3 protein-coding genes are annotated in these 23,674 nt (G+C 72.0%); all 3 read right to left on the bottom strand.

The features are described 5' to 3' along the window. Positions 1-4: 4 nt before the first annotated feature. Genes BQ8420_RS01915 through BQ8420_RS31240 form a run of 3 tightly spaced genes read right to left on the bottom strand, consistent with a single transcriptional unit; the run spans position 5 to position 23,674 of the window. A complete protein-coding gene (locus BQ8420_RS01915) occupies positions 5-442 on the bottom strand; it encodes an ester cyclase (RefSeq protein ID WP_087096051.1) in 438 nt (145 codons plus the stop codon). Then, positions 439-10,455, bottom strand: a complete 10,017-nt coding sequence (locus BQ8420_RS01910; protein WP_143847064.1) for an SDR family NAD(P)-dependent oxidoreductase — start codon at positions 10,453-10,455, stop codon at positions 439-441. The genes BQ8420_RS01915 and BQ8420_RS01910 overlap by 4 nt, the downstream gene beginning before the upstream one ends. Next, positions 10,448-23,674: an SDR family NAD(P)-dependent oxidoreductase gene (locus BQ8420_RS31240; protein ID WP_143847062.1), complete on the bottom strand. Its 13,227-nt coding sequence runs from the start codon at positions 23,672-23,674 to the stop codon at positions 10,448-10,450. Before BQ8420_RS31240 ends, BQ8420_RS01910 begins: the two co-directional genes overlap by 8 nt.

Genomic DNA, 23,674 nt, shown 5'->3' with positions numbered 1-23,674 from the left:
ATCCTCACTGTGCGGCGAGTGCTGGATTAATGGAGTGGGGCGGCGCGGCCAACCGGCGCTCCAGGCCGTAGAGGTCGAGATAGTCCCAGATCTCGACGAGTCTGCCTTCGGCGACGCGGTAGATGGCGACACCGTCGGCGGTTACCGGGCGCCCCGACGCGGGAAGGCCCATGAACGGGCGCCGGTGGGTACCGGTGAAGGAATAGCGGACCGTGAGGCGGTCGCGCGCCGCGAGCCAGTCGGCCACAGCGAAGGCGAGGTCAGGAAACGCGGCGCGGTAGTGCTCGACGTAGCGCACGAAGGCGTCGACGCCGCGCAGCTCGCCGGAACTGCCGTGCCGGACGAAGTCCGGGTGGATCACGTCTGCGGCCCGCGCGGTGCCACCCGGCCGCCACAGGCCGTTGTAGCAGGTCATCACGGTGGCGAGGTCGTGTCCCCTCACGTTGCGGCCACCTCCCCCGAGCCGCTGCGGGCCGCGTGCACGGCGTCGAGCCGTCGCCGGACCTCGTCGGCGACCGTCTCCGCGGCGTCGCCATCGAGGATGTGCAGGTGGTCCTCGTCGATGTCGACCAGGTCGACCCGGCCCTCGATGTTGTCGCGCCACGGCTGCACGTAGTCGTAGCCCTGCATCAGGTCCACGCGTTCCCAGTAGACCTCCGATGAGCGTCCGACGAACCCGTCCAGGGCCCGGATGAACAGCACGTCCGATGCGTCATAGGGGCGCAGTTCGGCCTGCTGGTACAGGCCGGCCGAGTGCTCGGACATCGTCAGCCCTCCGCGAAGGTAGTGGTAGACATCCTCCATCCGGCCCTGTCCCCCGGTGCGCTGGTGGACGAGGCGGGCTAGGGTCGGTAGGTGCAGCTCCCTGGGCACGCCGGCCAGGTCGTCCTCGCGGATCGTCCGCTCGGGGTGCTGTTCGGCGTCGACGAGCACGTTGGCGAGGTAGAAGACGATGAACGCGTCGTTGTAGTCGCCGCGGTGCCGGTCCACGACCTCCTGGGTCGGTGGGAAGGTGTCGATCATGACCAGTTGGTCGACCTGCTCACCGCGCTCCTGCAGGCGGCGGGCGAGCTCCATCGCGGTGAGCCCGCCGAAGGAGTGGCCACCGAGGAAGTAGGGCCCCTCGGGCTGGATCCGCAGGATCGCCTCCGTGTAGTCCTCCACCATCTGGTCCCACAGCTGCGGCATGGATCGGCCATCGGTGCCCCGGGCCTGGAAGGCGTAGAGCGGATATCGCCTGCCGAGCCGGGTCGCAACGGTTTCGAACGCCGCAGCGAAGCCGACGGCACCGGGCACCCAGAAGCTCGGCGGCCCGTCCCCACCGCGCGAGAACGGCAAGAGCATCGCCTTCGTCTCCGAGCCACGGGAGGTGCGGCCTGCCCCCTTCCTCGTCGAACGGCCGCCCGACGACGCGGGTCCGGCGCCCTCGGCGGGTACGGTCGGCGCGGCGGGCTCCGCCGCGAGGACGGTCTCGTCCGGGGCGAGGAACGCGGCGAGTTCTGCGACGGACGGATGATCGGTGAGCGCGGAGTAAGGCACGTCTTCGCTGAACTCCTCGTGTAGGGCCTCGATGATGCGGATACTCATGAGGGAGTCGACGCCGACCTCCCGGAAGGTCGCATTGTCCGGAATGGTGTCGGCTCCGACGCCGACGATCTCCGCGACGACTTCCCGGAGTCGGACCACGGTCCCGGGCGCGGCGCCACCCGCGGCCGGGGTGGACGATGGTGTCTCCGCCGGGCGCACGACCGCCGCCTCCGAACTTGGCGCCACCGGGGCCACGGGGTCCGCTGCGGCCTCCTTGTCCGGCTCGGCACCGATCGGACGCCGCTCGGCGAACCAGTGCGGCGTCCGTTCGAAGGGGTAGGAGGGCAGTTCGACCCGCCGCTCCAACGGCTCCCCGGGGACGACCGATCCACCGTCCGCCCACGCCCGCGCCGCCTCCAGCTCCCGATCGGCCCATCCGCCGTCGGCCACGGACACCACGTCAGCGGGGTCGGCCGCAGCGAGCAGCTGCTCGACCCCGGCACGCAGGCCTTCGAAATCCTCGGCGACCACGACCGCCCGCATCGGCATCGCGTCGCGTCCGTGCGCGGTCGTGGCGCTGACCTGCGCGGGGCCGACCCCGCCCGGTACGTCGTCCAGCCACGCGCGCATCCGCCGCAGCACCGCACGCAGCGCCTCGGTGCTCTTCGCGGAGAACGGGAAGGCCATCGGCCGCGCCGGGGCGGCTCCGGCCCGCCCGCCGGGCTGTGGGGCCTCCTCGACGACGACGTGGGCATTGACCCCACCGATGCCGAACGAGCTGAGGCCCGCGCGCAGCGGCGCACCGGAGACTGCGGCGGTCCACGGTCGCGTGGTGTCGACCACCGAGAACGGGCTCCCGTCGAGCGGGATGCCCGGGTTTACCTCCTTGAAGTCCGGCATCCCGAATAGTTCGCGGTACCGCAGCGCGCCGATCACCCGGAACAGGCCCGCAATGCCCGACGCGGGTTCGAGGTGGCCGAAACCGCCCTTACCCGATCCGAGACCGCACGCGCCCTCGACCAGGTCCGCGCCCTGCCGCCGGGCGAGCTCCTGGAAGGCGCGGCCGAGTGAGCGGACCTCGACCGGGTCGCCGACGTAGGTGCCCGTCCCGTGCATCTCGACGTAGCCGATCGAGTCCACGGGCACGTCCGCGTCCTCAACGGCCGCCACGATGACCGCGGACTGCGCGCGGCTGTTCGGCGAGGTGATGGTCGTGGCGCGGCCGCCGTGGTTGGTCGCGCTACCGCGCAGCACGGCGTGGATGTGGTCGCCGTCGCGGACGGCGTCGGCCAATGGCCTGAGCACCACCATCCCGACCCCCTCGCCCTTGACGTAGCCGTTGGCCCGGGACTCCAGCGGGCAGCTCTGGCCATTCGGCGAGACGACGTTCATGCCGTCCAGCGCCATGAGTGCGTACGGAGTGAGGTTCAGCGCCACCCCGCCCGCCAGCGCCATAGTGCACTCGCGCGAGCGCAGGGCGCGGATGGCCCGGTGGACGGCCACCAGCGAGGACGCGCAGGCGGTGTTGACGACCTCACTGGGCCCGTGCAGGTCGAGGAGGTAGGAGATGCGGTTGACGGCGAAGGTGTCCTCGTTACCGGTCGCGGTGATCGGGCTGACCACCTTCGCTTCGTGGAGCAGGTGCTGGTAGTCGCGAAACTGGACGCCGGCGAAGACACCCATCTGGCCCCCTGCCAGGGACGACGGCGCATATCCGGCATTCTCCAAGGCCGCCCACGATTCCTCCAGCAGGAGCCGCTGCTGCGGGTCGATGAAATCGGCCTCCTCGGCGGCGATCCCGAAGAACGCGGCGTCGAAGTGGTCCTCGTTGTCGAGGTAGCCGCCCCAGCGGTAGATGTTCGCATCCTCCGACGAGCCCAAGGCGCGCCAGTCCCAGCGGTGGGCGGGGGTCTCGGTCAGCAGGCTCTCGTCGTCGCGGAGTCGGTTCCACAGCGTGGACGCGTCGGGCGACATCGGGAACCGCCCGCTCAGCCCGACTACGGCGACAGCGCCCGTCTCGCCGTCGCTCCCGGAGCCGGGTGGACGCGTACGCACCCGCTCGTGTCCCGGAGCGAGTGTGTCCGGGGCGCGCCGGAACTCACCGGGATCCGTCTGCGCCCGCGAGGAGGCCCAGCGACGCACGGCCGCGGGCTCCTCCTCCACCAGCCACTCCGCGAGTCCTCCGACGCCGCGGGTCTCGTAGAAGACCGACGCGTCGATGGGGAAGCTGTAGGCGTCCCGGACCTCTTCGGCGAGCCCCTGGAAGGCGAGAGACTCGTAGCCGTAGTCACCCAGGGATACGTGCGGATCGAGGCGTTCGGGATCGAGTCCGATCCTGGCCGCCGCCCGGCGGACGAGGTCGTCGCGGAGCAGCCCGACCACCGTATCCGTGCTCGGATCGGCGGACTCGCTGTTGGAGGGGACGAAGGACTCCGGTTCGGCGGTGCCAACGCGACCCTGTACAGGATCGGTGGCACCACCGCCATGTTCCACGGATACGGCGGCGTCGGGTCCGCAAGGTACTGTGGCTGGCGTCCCGGACCCGGTGAAGGTCACCGGTTCCGCGTCGTCGAGCCACACGTGGTCGCGCCGGAACGGGTAGGTGGGCAGGCCCGCGACTCTGGTCCACGCGGTGTGCGCTCCCCAGTCCACGGGAGTTCCCTCCACCCACGCCACCGCGATCTCCTGTGCCGAGCCGAACGACGCGACCGGTCGGGGTTCGGTGCCCGCCCCGGATGGCGCGCGTCCGGCCCACCAGTCCCCTGTCGTACGGCCGTCGAGCCAGGCCGAGAGGGCACGGACCGCATCCTCGACCGTGGCCGCGGCGATGGCGAGGCGTTCGGGCCGCTCGACCCGCCCGGTTCGAAGCGTGTGCGCTATCGCGACGAGGTCGGGTTCGTGCTCCGCACGCACCGAGGTACCGGCGACAACACGGGTGAGGGCGTCGATCGAGTTGATGCCCGCACCTAGGACGAATCCGGGGTCCGTCGTGCGGCGCACCGTCTCCTCGACCCGGCTCCGGCCCAGCGCATCGAGTCCGTAGTCGGTCCACTCGTCGTCGGCCCGAATGTCCTCGGCCCCGACCCCTAGGTGCTCGGCGAGTGTCCGGGTCACCGCCGCCACCGCGGTCTCCGGGGGCCCGCCGCCGTGCTCGCGAAGTCGGCCGAGCAGACGGCCCGTCGCCTCGCGCAACTGCTCGGCGCTGTCCGCGGACAGTACGAGGAGACCGTCGGCGGGCCCGGTCGGCGGTGCACCCGCCGCCACGCGCGGCGGCGCCTCGTCGACGATCACCGAGGCGTTGGTCCCGCCCGCGCCGAACGAGCTGATCAGTGCCCGTCGCGGTGCGCCGACCGCCGGGGTCCACCCGGTGGTGGACGTGGTCACTCGCACTCCGGTGGCATCGAAATCGATGTCGGGGTTGGCCGGGAACCCATGCAGCGACGGCACCAGTTCCCGGTGGCGGAGCTGGATGACCACCTTGGTCAGCGCGACGATCCCCGCTGCGGACTCCAGGTGGCCGAGGTTGGACTTGACCGATCCCAGTGCCACTTCCCGCTCCGGCCCGAAGTGCCGTGCCAGCGCCCGCACCTCGACGGGGTCCCCCAGTGCCGTGCCCGTGCCGTGGGCCTCGACGTAGGAGACAGTGTTCGCGTCGACCCCGGACCGGTCAAGGGCATCGCCGATCACGCCCGCCTGGGCGTTGGGGTCCGGGACGGTGTAGCCGTTGGCGCGGCCGCCGTGGTTGACGGCAGAGCCTCGGATCACCGCCTGCACAGGGTCCCCGTCTCGCAGCGCGTCGGCCAAGGGCTTGAGCAGCACCGCGCCGATGCCCTCGCCGGGCACGTAGCCGTCGCCGCCCTCACCGAAGCTACGGCAGCGGCCGTCGGAGGACGCGAACCCGCCGAGACTGAGCTGGAGGTACTTGCGCGGGTGGGTGTGGAGGTTGACACCTCCCACGATTGCCGCGTCGACCTCGCCGGAGCGCAGGCTCTGCAACGCCAGATGGAGCGCGGTGAGCGACGATGAGCACATGGAGTCGACCGCCAGGCTCGGACCGTGCAGATCGAGGGTGTAGGACACTCGGTTGGCGATGGAGGCGTAGGAAGACGACGCGATCCGACCGTCCGGCGCTGCGCCGAGCAACTGATAGTCGCCGTACATGACGCCCACCCACGTGCCGGTCCGCCGGGCGAGGGTCCGCGGTGTGAGCCCGGCGTCCTCGATCGTCTCCCAGACGACCTGGAGGAACATGCGCTCCTGCGGGTCGAGCATGGCCGCCTCGTTCGGGGCGATACGGAAGAAGGTCGGGTCGAACCGGTCGATGCCGTCGACGAAACCGCCCCACTTGCTGTAGCTGCGCAGCGGGGCGCGGTCCGGTGCGTAAAAGCCGTCGAGGTCCCACCGCTCCGGGGGGATCTGGGTGACGCAGTCGCGTCCCGAACGCAGGTTCTCCCACAGTTGCCCGACGTGCTCGGCCATGGGGTAACGGCCGGCTAGGCCGACGACGGCGACGGCGAGGCCATCTGTGCGGTCCCCGTCCGGTGCGCCGTGGTCCGGAGCGGCTTCGGGCCATGGGAGTGTGGTCGCCTCGGCCGTGGCGGGGGGCTGCCCCTTGGCGAGCCGGTCCCCGTCAGCCGGCCCGGGGTCGTGCGCGGGAGCCACCGGCGGCGTGCGCCGGGGCAGCCGTGTCAGAGCGTCGGTGAGACCGCCCACGGTGCGGTGTTCGAAGAACAGCGTCTTGGGCACCTCCGCGTACACGGCGAGCAGCCGCGCGGTGATCCCCGCGATCATCACCGACTCGATCCCCAGCTCCTCCAGGCGTGTGTCGGGGCGCACGTTGTCGGCGGGGATCCTCAACTCGTCGGCGAAGATGTCCCGGAGTTCGACGGCGACGTCCTCGGGGGTGGGGTCGCCGGCGTTCCCCGGACCTGCCCCCGGCCACTCCGTCACGGGGACCGTTCGGGAAGCGGCCGGCCCGGTCTGGGTCCCGGCGGCTTCGGCTAGCACACCGTCGACGTCGCAGGCGGAGCCGAGGACAGCGACGCTCGCCTGCCCTCCGGTCAGCGCCGACCTCCAGGCCGCCGCGCCGGACACGGCGGTGAGCGGGGTGAGTCCGTGGTCCGCGTCGGTGCGCGCCGCCATGCCGCCGGTCCACGGCCCCCAGGCCAGCGCGATGGTGCGGCCGCTGCGGGTACCGGCCCGTACCGCCTCGGCACGGGCGCGGGTCAGGCCCGTGAGCGCGGCGTTCGCGTAGGAGTATGCGGCTTGGCCCCGGTTTCCAGTGATGCCGGCCAGCGACGAGCACGTCACGAAGAGGTCGAGGTCGTCGTCGGCGGTCACCTCGTCGAGCAGAGCGGTGCCGGTGATCTTGGCCGAGAGGACGCGGTCCACCCGGGCACCGTCCTCGTGCGCGAAGCTCCGGCTGTACTCCGTCCCGGCGGCGTGCACGATCCCGCGGACGGCACCATGGTCGCGGCGGGCGCTGTCGAGCGCGGCGCAGACCTGGTCCCGGTCCGTGACGTCGGCGCGCACGTGCGCCACCCGGTCGGGCGGGCCGATCCGGTCGAGTGTGTCCCGAGTGGGCTCCGACCTGGAAAGGACGGTGACGTGTCCGCCCGCGGCAACGAGGTCCGCAGCCAGCGCCGAGCCCACGGTCCCGGTCCCCCCAGTGACGACATAGGTCCCGGTTCCAGGCCGTGGGCGGTCGGTGGCCGGGGGCTCGGGCGACGGAGCGAGTCCGCGACGTTCGAGTCCGGCGGGCGTTCGGCGCAGGCTCCCGCCCCGCTGGGCAGGCAGCACCGGTCTGAGGCCGGGGTCGGCGGCTGGGCGCAGTGCCTCCACGATGACGAGCGGGTGCTCGCGGGTCACGCTGGCGCCGAGGGCCGCGAGCGCGTCGGCGGCGGCGGGTTCGGTCGCGTCGACCGTGAACGTCACGCACAGCCGGTCTGCGGACTCCCGGTCGGCAGCGACTCGCAACAGCCGTGCCGCGTGCGCGTACAAGGTCAGGGGATCCAGGCCGCGTGCCACGTCCACGACCACGTCACCGCTGCCGAACGTGCCGGTGAGGGCGGCCTCGGCGGCCTGGACGCCGGTCGTCGCGTGCTCGACCCCGTATCGCGTGAGCCGCCAGGACGGCTCGGGGCAGAGGGCTCCGTCGACCTCGGCCGCTCGCCACTCCTCGTGCAGCAGGACGGGGTGCGTCCCGTTCTGCGCGGCCGAGACGATCGCCAGTCCAGAGAGCGTTCCGAGGACGCGCCCCACGGAGTCGGTGAGGTCGATGTCGATGGCGTCGCCGCGCCGGACGATCCGCGCCCGGGTCGCGGCGGTGAGGGCGTCCACGCCCAGTTCGAAACGGTCGAGCGAAACGGGGAACCCCATCGGATCGCCGCCGGGTCCGCGCAGAGCGGCGACGGCCTGGAAGGCAGAGTCGAGCAGCCCGGGGTCGACACCGGTCAGGGGGCGCCCTTCGGCGTCGAGTCCGGCGACGACCTCCCCGTCCCCGGTCCGCAGCCAATCCAAAGCGCGGAACGGCCGGCCGTGGACGAGTCCGGCCGACGCGAACCACCGGTAGCACTCCTCGGGGGTGTGGGAGGTATCCCAGACGGTGTGCTCCCCGGCCGTCGGGGACGTGCGGGCAGGTGCGGGCCCCGTACCGGCCTGGACGCGGCCGGTGCAGCCAGGCTCGTCGCCGTCGGCGGACCCGACGCGAAAGCGCAGGCCGTCCCCGTCCTCGGTGAAGCGGAGTTCCACCCCGGCGGCGGACGACTCGATCGGCCGCACCCAACGGACGTCGCGTATTGTCAGCGCTCCGGACAGACCGCATCGGCGAGCCGCCTCGAAGACCATGGCGAGGGTCGTGGCGGCAGCGAGGACGGGGCGGCCGTCGACCCGGTGCCCGTCCACCCACCAGTGCGCGGCCTCGACGCGGAACAGGCGTGCGCCGGGCCGCGAGACGGCGTCCCGGTCGACTTCGTTGAGGGGGAACCCGGTGTCCGCTCCCAAAACGGCCCCGTGCTCGGGTGACGCGGTGGGCGTGTCCGAAGCTCCGCTCTCCGATCGCGCGCTCCAGTAGCTCTGGCGGTCGAAGGGATGTCCCGGCAACGGAACGATCCGGCCCCGCCAACCACCCGGCGGCTCCTCCACGCGACCGGACTCGACGTAGGCCCGGGCCGCGTCGCGCAGGTCGTGCGGTGCGCCGTCCCCGGCGCGGTGCTCACCCGCTCCGGACTCGTCGAGCAGGCGGGCCAACTCGGCGGTGTCGCGGACGACGTAGGCTGCGCGGTGGTCCCAGTGCCGACGCCCCTGCGCCAGCGTGAACGCGACGTCGTGGAGGTCGGCTCCGCGCGCGGAGCCACGCAGTACCTCCGCCAGGTCACTGGTGACCCGATCGAGTGCCTCGGGTGTGCGCGCGGAGACGACGGTGAGGTGGAAGGCGCGCGGCGGTCGCTCGGGGCCGGTGTGCTCGGGAGGTTCCTCCATGACGAGGTGCGCGTTGGTGCCGCTGTACCCGAACGAGCTCACGACGGCGCGACGCGGAGTCCCCTCTGACCTCTGCCAGTCGCGCGGCTCGTCGGCGACGTAGAACGGCGACCCGTCGAGCTCGATGCTGGGGCTGAGCCGGTCGAAGTGCAGGGACGCGGGGATGCGGCGGTGCTCCATCGCGAGCAGGACCTTGAGCACACCGGCCACGCCCGCCGCATGGCTGGTGTGCCCGATGTTGGTCTTGACCGAGCCCAGGGCGCAGTAGTCGGTCCGGTCCGTGTCGGCGCGGAAGGCGCGTTCGAGCGCCGTCACCTCGATGGGGTCGCCGAGCACCGTGCCCGTACCGTGCGCTTCGACGAGGGTGATCGACTCGGCGCTCACACTTGCGCGTTCGTACACCTCGCGTTCCAACCGTTCCTGGGACAGTGCGCTGGGCGCGGTGAGTCCGTTGGTCTTGCCGTCCTGGTTCACGCCGCTGCCCAGGATGACGCCGCGGATGTGGTCGCCGTCCGCCAAGGCGTCGGAGAGCCGTTTGAGTACGACGACGCCGACACCCTCGCCCGGAACGAACCCATCGGCGGAGGCGTCGAAGGCCCGGCAGGCGCCGGTCGGCGACAGCATCTGCCCCTGGCTGGCGGCCAGGTAGAAGGCGGGGCCTACGAACAGGCAAACGCCGCCCGCCACGGCGAGGTCTGTCCGGCCGGACAGCAGCGACGTGCACGCCAGGTCGATCGCGACCAGTGACGAGGAGCAGGCGGTGTCGAGGGCGATGTTGGGGCCGCGGAGGTCGAGCAGGTACGAGATTCGCGCGGCCAGGATCGCGCTGTCGTTGCCGATCATCGTCAGCGCCTCGGCCTCAGGGCCGAGGCGGTGTTCCTCGCCGAGGTAGTCGCTGGGCGACGTGCCGACGTAGACGCCGCAGTGCTCGGGCAGGCGTGCGCTGCCCGCCGCCCCGGCGTCCTCCAAAGCCCGCCATGCGGCCTCCAGGAACAGGCGCTGCTGCGGGTCCATGAGTTCGGCGGCACGCCCGGACAGATGGAAGAAACCCGGATCGAAGCGGTCGATGCCGTCGAGGAATCCGCCCCATCGGGAGTAGGTGGTTCCGGGGCGGCCCGGTTCGGGTGAGAAGTACCGGGACGCGTCCCACCGCTCGGGCGCGACCTCGGTGACGCTGCACCGACTCTCATCGAGCAGGTTCCAGTACCCTTCCAGGTCGGGCGCCCCGGCGTACCTGGCTGAGGCGCCGACGACGGCGACGGCCTCCCCCTGGCGCGTGTCGCCGGACGCGGGCCCGGTGCCGCGCTTTGGCGGTGCGGCGGTCGGGGTCGCGGGCGTGGCGGCGGGCGGTGCCGGGTCGGTGGCACGGCGCAGCTCCGCCCACGCCTGCTGCGGGGTGATCTCCCCCGATTGGACCTGGCGCAGGATCTCGCGCTTGAATTCATTCACCGGTGTCCTCCCATTGGCGCAACGCGTCGTCCAGAGATACGGCGCCGCGTGAGAGGCGCTCCAGTACGTCCATGCCGTTGTCCCCGACGGGGCCTGCAGGGGGCCCGGCGTCCGCCGCAAACGATGGCGGAGGCGGTTCGGTCCGCCCGAGTTCGTCGGTGACGTGCTCGGCCAATACCGACACGGTCGGGAAATCGAACAACGCCGTAGGCTTCAAATCCACACCCAAACGCTCATTCACCGCACCCACCAACTCAACCAAAACAATCGAATCCACCCCATAATCCGTAAACGGAACATCTCCCACCACACTCCCCGGTTCACGGCATAGGGTCTCCGCCACCACAGCCGAAATCTCCCCCACCACATCCAACGCACCCGCACCGGACTCCACCGGAGCGGACGCGCGGGGCACGTCCGGTCGCTCGTCGGTGACGCCCTCCCGGGCAGTACCGCCCACGGACTCTGGCCGCGTCAGCGTCTCGGGCCCGACCGGTGCGCGGCGGGCGACGAGCACGTGCTGCCCGATCGTCCCGTCGCGAATCTCGCCCGGAGCTTCCACGGCCACCGCGTCGAAGCCCTCATCGCGCAGCACAGACGTCCACGTTCGGACCGACGCGAGCGGCGAGTCCGGCTCACGCAGGTCGTCCTCGAACTTCCACCAGCCGTCGAGCAGGCCGAACGTCATGGTCGCGAACTCGCTGACCTCGGTGGTCTCCAGCAGCACCAGCCAGCCGCCCGGACGCAGCAGCTCAGCAGTGTGGCGCACGGCCGCGCGCAGGTCCGGCGTGGCATGCAGGACGTTCGCCGCGACAACGACGTCCGCCGCGCCACTCGCGAACCCCTGCCAGGCGGGGGACGCCGCCACATCCATCCGGCGAAACTCGACATTGTCGAGTTCATCGAGCATTCGGCGGCCATGGCGGAGGAACCCCGCGGACAGGTCGGTGTAGACGTAGTCGATCCGGTCCCACTCCCGCCGGAGTACCGGCACCAGTGCCTGCGTGGTGCCCCCGGTACCTGCTCCGACCTCGACGACCCGTATCCGGTCGGACGTCGACGCGAGCCTGGTCTCCAAGGCCCGCCGCACAAGGTCGTTCAGACCGTCGGCGACCACGTCGCCCTGGTAGACGGCGTTGACGAGCCGCATCGACGACCCCGGGAACATGATCTCCGTCGGTTCCTGTCGGCCGGCGAGCAGGTCGGGGTAGGCGCGGACGCACGCGGCCAGCAGCTCCACGTGGGCAGCGACGGCTCCGTGTTCCCGGCCGTGTCGCAGCAGGTCGGCCTCTGCGGCCTGCGGTGTCATCGAGCGGGCGCTGGCGCACAGCCTCCGCTCGCCGCGGACCTCCTCGACGAGGCCGGCGCCCTCCGCGTGCCGGAGCAGCGCGGACACGAACGAGACAGCGGACTCCGGCACCCCCATGCGCATCCACCCCTCACGGGGGAGGACGCGTCCGTCGCTGTTGACGATCCCGACGGCTACGAGCTGGAGCAACGCCCAGACGTGACCGCGCCGAACCATCCCTCGATGGGCGGAGAGGACGTCGTCGAGCCCGGCCGTACCAGGGCCGCGGTGGCCGGCCAGCGGGTCGAACGCCTCCCCGCCGCCGGCGGCGCGCGTCCGCTCGCCGGTGGCGGCACCCGCGGAGAACTGGGCCAGTCCCTCCGGGGCCGCCTTCAGGACGACAGTCTGGAACCTCCCACGGGCCACCGCGCGGTCCAGCGCCCGCATGCCCTCGGCCGGGGTCACCGAATGGATGCCGTTGGCCTCCATCAGCACGCGGTACTTCGGGTCGGCAACGATACCGACGTCGCCCCAGTACCCCCAGTTCACGACGCGGACGGGCAGCCGGTCCCGGCGCAGCTCCCGGGCATAGGCGTCCAGGTGCGTGCTCGCGGCGGCGTAGTTCGCCTGGCCGGTGTTGCCGACGAACGACTGGGCCGACGAGTAGAGGACGAACATGTCCAGCGGCTGGTCGCGCAGCGCGGCCACGAGGTTCTCCGCGCCCGCCGCCTTGGGCTCGCACACTTCGCGATAGGCGTCGTCGGTCATCGTCTGGAGCAGGCCGTCGCGCAGGACCAGCGCGGAGTGGAAAGCCCCGTGGACCGGTCCGAAGCGCGCGACGGCGTCAGCCACCGCCCCGCGCACCGCGTCGGCGTCGGCCGCGTCCACCGACAGGTACAGCCCGCGCCCCCCGGCGCGTTCGATGAGGTCGAGCCCGGCCCGGATGCCGTCGTCCTCGGGACGGCGGCCGAGGAGGACGACGTTCGCGCCCGCCGTCCGCGCCAGATGCATGGCGGTGACGAAACCGATACCGCCCGCACCGCCGAGGATCAGGTAGGTGCCTCCCCTGCGGTAGCCGGGTACCGGGGCCGTGCCGTCCTCGTCGCCGACCGGGTCCAGGCCCAGGGTCCAGCCGCGGCCCGCGCGGAGTGCGACCTCGCGACCGGCGGGGTCTAGGGGAAGCGCGAGCGCCCGACCCAGGACGTCCGCTGGTGTGCCCGCGAGGTCGGCGGCGGCGAGATCGACGCACCGCACCGACCACGTGCGGCGTTCCCGGGCCAGCGAGCGCTGCAACCCGAACAACTGCGCCCCGGCGGGCGCGACGGGATCGTCGATGTGCACTTGGTGGGCGTCGACGGTGAGCACGACGACGTCGAGGGCTCGGCTCGCGTGCCGTCCTCCGGCGAGCGTCCGCAGTGCCCGCAGCACCGGTAGGCCGAGCCGTTCACGCGACGCGGCCGCGGTGCCCTCGGCCACGCCGATCACGTACACCCGGCGGAGGGCGGCCGTGTCGTCGACGCGACGCATCTCGTCGGCGAGCGCGGGGTCGTCCAGCGCGATGCGGCGGACGGTGGACCCGGCGTGCCGGGCGAGGACGGCGCCGGTCAGCCCCGGGTGGGCACCGCTGTCCAGGACGAGCACGTCGCCCGCGGGCGAGTTGCCAGGGACGCTCGGCACGGGACCCACCGCGGACCAGACGGGTGCGAGTTCGTGGACTTCGGCGGCCTCCCGCAACGGCCGGGAGGTCATTCCGTCGACGACGACACACGGCGCGCCCGTCGTGGTGGCGACGGTGAGCCCGCATTGGTCGCGGCCATCCTGCCACACGACGGAGACACAGGTCTCCGGCACGGGGCGCAGCACGCGCACCCGGTCCATCGCGAAGGGCAGGTGCGGGCCCGTGTCGTTCTCCGGCGGGAGCGCGAGGAGGCTCTGCGCGGCGCTGTCCAGGACCCCGACCGGCACGTCGCGGTAGTCGCCGGGCGTGCGCCGCAGCGACGCCACGACGATGTCCGAGCCCACACGGTAAGACGTGATGGCCCGGAAAGCCGGTCCGTAGCGGACACCCACCGTGTCGAAGCGGTGGTAGAGCAGGTGGGGGTCACCGTCACGTTCGGTGTGCAGGCCCTCCAGGTCGAGGTCGGGCGCGTGCGCCGGCTCTCCCGGAAGGATCCGGCCACGGCTGTGCGCCACCGGTTCCTCCTCGGGCGACGTGGCGGGCCGGCTCGTGACCTCCCAGCGCCATTCGTCGCCCTCGGGGGTGAGGGCGAATCGGACGCGCCGCGGTTCGTCCACGACCACCGGGCGGATCCAGACGGCGCGCTCAATCGTGCACAAGGGTGATCCGAACTCGCGCCGGACGAGGTCGACGAGGAGACTCAGGTGGCCCGCGGCAGGCAGGATCGGGCGCCCGCCAACGATGTGGTCGGCGACCAAGGGATCCTTGGGATCAAGAACGATCTCCAGGGACCGCGGATCCGTGGGATCGTTCGGCGCCCCGGACGAGGACGTTTCCGGCACCGTAGCCGATCCTGTGTTCCGCTCCCGGTCGACGGCCCAGTGCCGCTGGTCCTCGAAGGGGTAGAGGGGTGCGTCGACGAGGCGGCCGCCCGTTCCCAGCTCCGCCCACTCGACGGTCTCACCGGCGAGGTAGCGTTCCCGGGCGCGCTCCAGGACGCCGCCGTCCCGTGCGGCCTCGGGCTCCTGCTGTGTCCCCGACTCCCACCGGCGCAGCTGGTCCAACAGATCGTCCACGCCAGTCGCGATGAACGCGGCGCGGTGCCGGAAGTGCGTGCGCCGCTCCCCCAAGGTGTACGCGACGTCCGTGAGGTCCGCCGCCTGACCCTCCGCCAGCAAGGACGCCAACGCGCGCACTCGGCGGGCGAGCGCGTCGGGCGTGGTGGCTGACAGCGGAACGAGCACGGGGCTGTCAGGGTGCCGAGCGGCTCCTGGCTCCGCCTCGGCCGGCGGTTCCGCCAACACCATGTGCACGTTGGTCCCGCTGAACCCGAAGGAGCTGACAGCGGCCAACCGCTCGCCCCCGCGCGGCTTGGGGAACGGCCGGGCCTCGCGCGCGACGTAGAACGGGGAGTCGTCGAGCCGCAGGTGATCGTTGACGTTCGTCACGTGCAGCGTCGGCGCGATCCGCCGGTGGCGCAGGCTCAACAGCGCCTTGGTGAAGCCCGCGATGCCCGAGGCCGTGAGCGTGTGGCCGATGTTGGACTTCACCGAGCCGAGGCCGCAGAAGTTCCGCTCGCCCGTGAACTCGCGGAACGCGGCCGTCAAGGCCTCGATCTCCACCGGGTCACCGAGCCGGGTACCAGTGCCGTGGCACTCCACGTAGCCGATGTCCTCGGGGTCGATGCCGAACCGCCGGTAGACCGAGACCTCCAGGTCGCGCTGAGCGACCATGTTCGGAGCGGTGATCCCGTTGCTACGGCCGTCCTGGTTCGTGCCGGAGCCGCGGACGACGCCCAGGATGCGGTCACCGTCGCGGCGCGCGTGTTCCAAGGACTTGAGCAGGACCACGCCGACGCCCTCGCCGGGGACGAAGCCGTCGGCCTGCGCGTCGAAGGTCCGGCAGCGGCCGGTGGGCGAGAGCATACGCGCCTTGCTCGCGAGCACGTGGAGTTCGGGCGTGAAGAGCAGGGCGACGCCCCCGGCGAACGCCGCCTCGACGCGCCCGGACCGGATCTCTTCGCAGGCGAGGTGGACGGCCATCAGGGACGACGAACACGAGGTCTCCACAGCCAGGCTGGGACCGCGCAGGTCGAGGAGGTAGGACAGGCGCGACGGCAGCATCGCCGCGTGGTTTCCGGTGAAGGTGTAGCCCTCCGGCTGCACGCCGTTCTCGCGCAGGTGGTTCTGGTAGTCGCCGGAGGACGCGCCGACGAAGACGCCGACGTCGCGGCCCCGGAGCGCGTCGGCGGGGTATCCGGCGGACTCCATGGCGTGCCAGGAACTCTCCAGGAAGAGCCGCTGCTGCGGGTCCATGAGCTTGGCCTCGCGGGGCGAGAAACCGAAGAAGTCCGCATCGAACCGGTCGGCGTCCGCCAGGACGGACCCCCACTTGCCGTAGGTTCGGAACGGCGCTCGGGCGTCAGCGTCGAAGTGCCGACCGATGTCCCAGCGCTCGGGTCGGACGATGTCCACGCTGTCCACGCCGTTGACGAGGTTGTCCCAGAACTCGCCCGTGGTCGGCGAGCCGGGGAAGCGGACCGCCATGCCGACGACGGCGATGTCGGCGTGCCGTGGCTCGGGTGGCGGCGGGGATGCCGAGGGCAGGGCAGACCCCCGGCGTTGCGCGGGGGCCTCACCCACGGGGTCGTCGATGGGGGCCGAAGGCTCCTCGGTAGCCGCGGCCCGGCCGGTACGGGGCAGGACCCCGACCAGATGCTCCGCGAGTTCGCGGACCGTCGTGTACTGGAAGAAGTCCGTGGGACGCAGGTCAGTGCCCAGAGTGGTGTTCAAGCGGTCGACGATGTCCACGGCGAACACAGAGTCGATACCGAACTCCGCGTGCGGGACGTCCAGTTCGACATCGTGGGGTTCGGCGCCGAGCACCGTCGCCATGGCCGTGCGGACCGTGTCGGCAACGCGGCCGAAATCCGGCCCGGCCAGCGCCTCCGCGGTCACGGGAGCGTCATCCACGGGGTTGTTCGCCACGGTCCAGGGCTCCACGTGCCGGGTATCCGCGGGGCGGGGTTCGGTCGGCCCGTCAGCCGGCGCGTCCTCCGCGGACATCCCGGGCAGCCACATCTCCATACGGTCGAACGCATAGCCGGGCAGCGGGACGCGGCGGCGTTCCCCAGCCGGGGACCCGCTCCAGGGCACGGAGTAGCCCTGCGTCCACAGCTTCGCGAGCTCGTCGAGCCGCCCCTCGCGGAGAATCCCGTCAAGGAACCGCTCGCCGGACGGTCCGCCGAACAGTTCCGACAGGGCCCGGTCCTCTTCGCCGGTCCGGCCCGCGCGGTGCGTCTCGGTGCCCGTCGCGGCGAACTCCCGCAACCGTGCCAAGAGCTCGTCGACCCCGTCGACCACCAAGGCGAGGCGTTCGTCGAACTCGTCCCGGCCCGAGGCGAGGGTGAACGCGACGTCGGCGAGAGCGGGGCCCGTGCCGGCTCCGGGCGCGTCCTCCCGGGGCAGCTGGGCGGCGACCTCGCGGAATGATCGAGCGACACCGAGGAATCGGGCGATGCTCTCCTCCTGTCCAGGGGGCGCGACACGGGAGGCGATCTCCGTGGCCGTGAACGCGTCCAGCCCGAACTCGGACGGATCGGCGTCGAGGTCGACGTCGGCCGCGCCCAGACCGGCGACGTCCGCCACCGCCGCGACGACGTCGGCCGTCCGGTCCGCGGTCGCTGCGGTCCGCCCGGGGTCGAGGTGGTCGGCGAGCCGCCGCGCGGATTCTCGCAAGGAGCGGTCCGACCGGGCCGACAGGCGTACGATCTGTTGTCCGCCGTCACCGGGGCCGTTCGCGGCCACTGGAGCGTCGTCAGCCGCCACGACCAGGTGAGAGTTGGCCCCGCCCGCGCCGAAGGAACTGATCGACGCGGTGAGGGGCGCCGTGCCCGACCGCTTGGCCCACGGCTCGTGCGCGCGCTGCACGCGCAGGCCATGGAAACCGATCTCGGGGTTGCCCGGCTCCGAGTGCAGGGACGGTACCAACTCGGCGTACTCGAACTGTAGGAGGACCTTCGTGAGCGCGGCGATGCCCGCGGCCGACTCAAGGTGCCCGATGTTGGACTTGACCGATCCGATCGGGCAGTCCGGGCCCGATCCGGCGAATACCCCGCCGAGCGCCGAGACCTCGATGGGATCGCCGAGCAGTGTGCCCGTGCCGTGCGCCTCCACGTAGTCGATCTCGGCAGCCGGCACCCCGGCCGTGTGCAGCGCACGCCCGACCACGTCGGCCTGGGCGGACACCGAGGGCACGGTGAAGCCGTTCGTGCGCCCGCCGTGGTTGACCGCGCCACCGCGGACGACCCCGTACACGTGGTCGCCGTCGCGTAGGGCGGCCGAGCGCCGCTTGAGCACCACGACCCCGACGCCCTCACCTGGGACGTAACCATCGCCGCCCGCGCCGAAGCTGCGGCAGCGGCCGTCAGTAGACGCAAAGCGCCCCTGTGCCATCTGGAGGTAGCGGTACGGGTGCGAGATGACGTTGACGCCGCCCGCGAGTGCGACGTCGCACTCGCCCGCCCGGATACTCGTGCAGGCGAGGTGGACGGCAGTCAGCGACGACGAGCACATCGTGTCCACGGTGATGCTCGGTCCGTGCAGGTCGAGGCTGTAGGACACTCGGTTGGCCACCCCGGCTCCCAGGGAGGAGGGTAGGAAACCGGAGTCGCGGTACCGGGATTCGGCGCCGTACATCTGGTAATGGGCGTGCATGACCCCGGCGAACACGCCGGTGCGCGAACCGGCGAGTTCGGCGACGGAGTGCCCGGAGTCCTCGACCGCGTGCCAGGCCGTCTGGAGGAACTGGCGTTCCTGGGGGTCGAGCTGCCGCGCCTCGGCGGGTGCGATGTTGAAGAAGCGGCAGTCGAACCCGGCGATTTCGCGCAGGAACCCGCCCCACTTGGCGTAGGTCCGGCCCACCGTGCCCACGGCCGGGTCGAACAGAGCGGCGTGGTCCCAGCGGTCCGACGGGACCTCGGTCACGCAGTCGCGGCCGGAGCGCAGCACGGACCAGTACTCCGCCAGGTCATCGGCCTGGGGGTAGCGTCCACTGACCCCGACGATGACGACCGGGTCCTCGGTGTCCCGCCGGAGTTCGTCCGATCCGCGGGCGACCACCGCGTACGACCGGGACGGCTCCGGAACGGAGGGCGGCTCGGACGCCATGGGCGGTTCCTGGGCCGACGGCGGAGCCGGGGTCAGGGCCGGTGCCGGGGCGACAGGCTCGGTGCGGGCGTCCTCCTGGACGCCGCCAGCGCCCAGTGCGCCGCCGGGGTCCGCCAGGGAAGCCGCTGCGGCCCGGTGCGTGCGCCAGAGCCCGTCGGACAGCTCCCGAACGTCGCGGTACTCGAAGAACACGGTGACGGGAACCTGACCGAGTCGGTCGGTGAGCGCACGGCTGAGGTTCATTGCCATGACCGATTCGAGGCCGAGCCGCTCGAACGTGGCCTCCGGCCGCAGCTCCCACGGCCGCATGCCGAGCTCCTCGGCGACCATACCGCCGACGAGTTCCACGAACCGAGCGGGCGCCCGCTCGGGCGCCTGGCCTGACGATCCCGACCGCTCAGAGGGTTCCGGGTTCATGGCGGCGGGCGCGGGCGCCGGCGCGGCGGCGTGCGCGGTGCCCCAGTGGTCCGTCGCCCACGCCTTGATCACCGCCGGGTCGCCGTAGACCGGGAGGTGGACCGTGCCGGAGCCGCAGAGCATGTCGTCCAGCGCGGCCAGCCCGGTCTGCGGGGTCAGGGGATCCCAACCCAGGTGCGTGCGCAGGACCTCGGCGGCGGAGGCGTCCACGGTCATACCGCCGTCGGTCCACAAGGGCCACGACACGACGAGCGTCCGACCCTGGCGCTGGCCCGCCCGGACGGCGGTGGCGCGCTCCTCGGTGAGGGCGGTGATCTGTGCGTTCGCCCACGCGTAGTCGATCTGGCCCGGGACGCCGACATAGGCGCTGGCCGAGCCGAAGACGACCCAGCAGTCCAGCGGCAGGTCCCGCGTGGCCTCGTCGAGGTACACCGCGCCCCACACCTTGGGGGCGAGCACAGCGGCCATGGCATCGGCCGACTTACGCGCCGCGAACCCGTCGCGCAGCACGCCCGCGAGGTGGAACACCCCGTGCAGGGCACCGAAGGCGGCGGTCGCCGCGTCCACGGCCACGCGGGCTCCGTTTTCGGTCGAGCAGTCGGCACTGACGTACACCGCGGCGCCTCCAGCGTCGCGGATCTCCTGGAGCACCGCGTCCGACTCGACCCCGGCCGCCCGGCGGCCCACGACGACCACCCGCGCCTCGCGGGTACGGGCCAGGTGGACGGCCAGTTGGCGGCCGACCCCGCCGAGTCCGCCGGTGACGAGGCAGATGCCTCCCCGGCGCAGCGGATGTGTGTCGTGGTCTGCGGTGTCCGGCCCGGCGGTCATGCGCAGGGTCTGCCTGTGCAGGGTCCGGCCATCGAGGCGCACCGCACCGGCCGCCCCTGCACTGTCGGGAAGGCCGCCGAGCAGCACGTCGGCGAGGGCCCGGTTCCAGGCCTCGGATCCAGGTTCTCCCAGTTCGGGCCCGGTAACGATGGTATGGCCGCGGTAGGCGGGATTCTCTACTGCCAGGACACGGTGGACGGCCGCGCCGGCCGCCGAGTCCGAGTCATCGGTCGAGCGGACGTCGAAGTACCGCACCGGGCCCTCGTGCAGGAGGCGGACCGCGGTGCGCACAACCGTGTCGAAGGCGGCGACCCTCCGGCCGACCTCCTCCGCCGAGCCGGCGCCGGTCGACGGCCAGGCAGCCATGAGATCAACGACCGTGTCGATGTCCGAACCAACCGCGTCGACCGCCTCGGAGAGACCAGCCACCCGGCGTCCGTCGACCTCGACGCTGCCGTCCTCCGTGGGAACAGCGATCGACACCGCCCCGGGCCGACCCGCCCCAGTGAGCACGGCGGCCAAGCCCCGTGCCACCCCGGCGTCCGAGCCGAGCAGTAGCACCCTGCCGGGCGGCGTGGCGGCCGGGCGGTTCGGTTCCTCGGTCCAGTCGAACGCGAGATAGCGCAGGCTCGGGTGCACGGCGCCTCCGGGGTCGGTGGAGTCTGCAGAGGTCCCTGAGGCTGGAGTGGCTGCAGTGGCTGGGGAGTCGGCTGACACCACAGTGGCGTCGGTGGCTGTAGTGGCGTCAGTGGCGACAGGTACAGCGGAGACGGGTGAAGCGCCGGAGCCGGACACGGCGTGCGAGGTTGCGACGGCACGTCCACTGTCGGGGTTCGTCACCTGCACGGGGAGCACCGTGACGGCGTCGAGTCGGCCGACGACTAAGCCGTCGGCGTCTGCGAGCAGGATGTCGTAGGTCGAGCCGCCACGCTCCGTCGTACCCGTCCGCTCGGCGTGGACCCACCGCGCCGAGGTCAGACGGTCGCCTACCTCGACCCGACCGATCGCGAACGGCAGCAGCAGTCGACCCGCCCGCGCGCCGAACCCGACAAGAGCCTGCAACGCTCCGTCGAGGGCCGCCGCGTTCGAGCTACCGGGTTTGATCCGAACAGCCCCCAGAACGCCGGCACCGTCCGTACACACGGACTCGATCACCCGCAGACCCGACCCGTAGTCCAGGCCGAGGGCGGAAAAGTGGTCGTAGCACTGGGCACCGTCATGCGCCTCCGCGTCCGACCAGCGGGAAGCACCCGGATCGATGGGCTCCGTCCTCGCGAGCGCGCCGTCGCTCGCGCGCAACCGCCCCTCGCACAGGAGGCGGCCGCCGTCGACGGTCCGCACAGAGAACACCCCCTCGGACGCACTGCCGTCGATGGCGACGTCGACCTCGACGCCCTCCTGCGGGACCCGCAGGGGTTCCGGCCAGGCGCACGACTCCAAGACCGGGTCTCCCCCAGCCAGCGACCCCACCAGTTCGATCATCGCCGCCGCGGGCATCACGCACTCGCCCAACACGGTGTGGTCCGCGTTGACGGACGTCTCACGTGTCACGCGCACGCGCCGACCGCCCACCGCGGCGTCCGCCGCCTCCGGCCAGTGGCGATGGCGCGCGAAGACGTAGCCGGGCAGGCGGACCGGTCGGCCCGCCAGGTCCCAGTTCGGCGCCTCCACCCCGGGGCCCCCGGCACACCAGGAGCGCACCCAGGTCTCCTGCGCACCGCCGTGGCCGCCGGTGTCGACGGCCCCCGCCGCCTCGACCCGGCCGAGCCGCTCGACCGCCTCCTCGACGGAGGAGGCGACCACCGCGCACCGGTACTCCAGGTGCTCCCGCCCACGCACGAGCGTGAACTCGACGTCGTCGAGGCGTGACCGGTGCTCGCGCAGGTGTCGGCGCAGGCCGGCCGCAGTGGCCCGCAACGAGTCCTCGGAGCCGGCGGAGAGCGGCAGCGCGTACTCGCGGTCCTGCGGGTCGTCGCGCACGGGTTCGGCCGGCGCCTCGGCGACGACCACGTGCGCGCTCGCGCCGCCTGCGCCGAAGGAGCTGACCCCTGCCAGCCTCGACCGGTCTCCGGTACGCGGCCACACCTCGTTCTCCTGCTGGATGCGCAGGACGTCGTCGGGGACGTCGAGGTCCGGGTTGAGCCGTTCCGAGTGCAGCGACGGCACCAGCTCACCGTGGCGCAGCTGCAAGACGGTCTTCACCAGACCAACGATGCCCGCTGACGCCTCGCAGTGGCCGACGTTGGACTTGACCGCGCCGACCGGGCACGGCATGGTACGCGGCCGTTTCTCCGACCCGGCGAGCACCGCGCCGAGTGAACGGGTCTCGATGGAGTCCCCCAGTATCGTCCCGGTGCCGTGAGCCTCTATGTAGGAGATGTCGGCGGGCTCCACCCCGGCATCGGCCATGGCTTCCCGCATCACACGCGCCTGGTCGTCGGGGTTGGGCGTGGTGTAGCCGTTGGTCCGACCGCCATGGCTGACCGCACTGCCGAGCACGGTCGCCCAGATCCGGTCGCCGTCGCGCTCGGCATCCTCGCGACGCTTGAGCAGGGTCGCGACCACGGCCTCGCCGGGCACGTAGCCGTCGCCGCCCGTGCCGAAGGCGCGGCACCGGCCGTCCGTGGAGGCGAACCGGCCTTGGCTGAGGTCGACATGCTTTCGGGGGTGCAGAGTCAGGTTGACCCCAGCGACGACGGCCGCGTCGATACTGCCCGCTCGCAGTGCCTCGGTCGCGAGATGGAGCCCCGTCAGCGACGAGGAGCACATCGTGTCCAGCGCGATGCTGGGCCCGCGCAAGTCGAAGTAGTGCGAGACGCGGTTGGCAATGGAGGCGTACGACGAGCCGAGGTAGTCGCCTTCGTAGGGCGATCCGCCCATGCCCCACAGCTGGTACTGGGAGTACATGACCCCCACATAGACACCGACGCGCCGCCCGGCCAGCGATCCGGCGGAGGTGCCCGCGTCCTCCAGGGCGTGCCAGACCTCCTGGAGCAGTAGCCGCTCCTGCGGATCCATGAAGGCGGCCTGGCGCGGTGAGATGCGGAAGAACGCGTGGTCGAACCGGTCGACGTCGCTGAGGAAGCCGCCCCAGCGGCTGTAGCTCCGGCCCGCGCGACCGGGTTCCGGGTCGAACACCCGGGAGTGGTCCCAGCGGTCGGCCGGAACCTCCTCGATACAGTCCCGGGCGTCGCGCAAGTTGGCCCAGAAGGTGTCGACGTCGTCCGCTTGGGGGAAACGCCCACTGATGCCGACGACAGCGATTTCCCGGTCACCGCGATCGTCCGCCCTGGGGGTTGTCGGACGCTCCACCGACGCGGGTCGGGGTGTCGCCGGAAGGGGTTCGGCCGTGATCTGCGCGGGGACCGTGACCTGGGAGGTGGCTGTGGTCCGGCTGAGCCGGGAAGCCGCCTCCGGGTGCCGTGTGATGAGGTGTGCTGCGAGTTCGGCGAGAGTGCGGACCTCGAAGAGCAAGGTGGGCGGCTGCGGCCCGAAAACGGGTTCGAGGTCGTTGACGACACCGATCGCCATGACGGAGTCGAACCCGTAGCGCTCGAACGGGGCGTCGGAGACGATCCGCTGCTCCGGGGTACCCGTGTGCCGGGCGATGCACTCGGTGAGGAGCGCCCCGACGGCCTCGGCGACCCCGGTGTCCTCCATCAGCGCTGTACCGGCCGCCCCTTTGTCCGCGGGCTCCGATGCGGTCGGGGCCGGGTCGGGCTTTCGTACTTCCACGGGTTCCGCACCGGACTCCCGGGCCCGGCGTAGGAGCGCCAGCCCTTCCTCGCGCGAAAGGTTTCCCTCCCGCAACGCCGCCAGTACAGCGCGTGTGCGCAC

The sequence above is a fragment of the Nocardiopsis sp. JB363 genome (assembly GCF_900143625.1).
Classification (GTDB): domain Bacteria; phylum Actinomycetota; class Actinomycetes; order Streptosporangiales; family Streptosporangiaceae; genus Nocardiopsis.
This window is presented reverse-complemented; position numbering and strand designations above follow the sequence as displayed.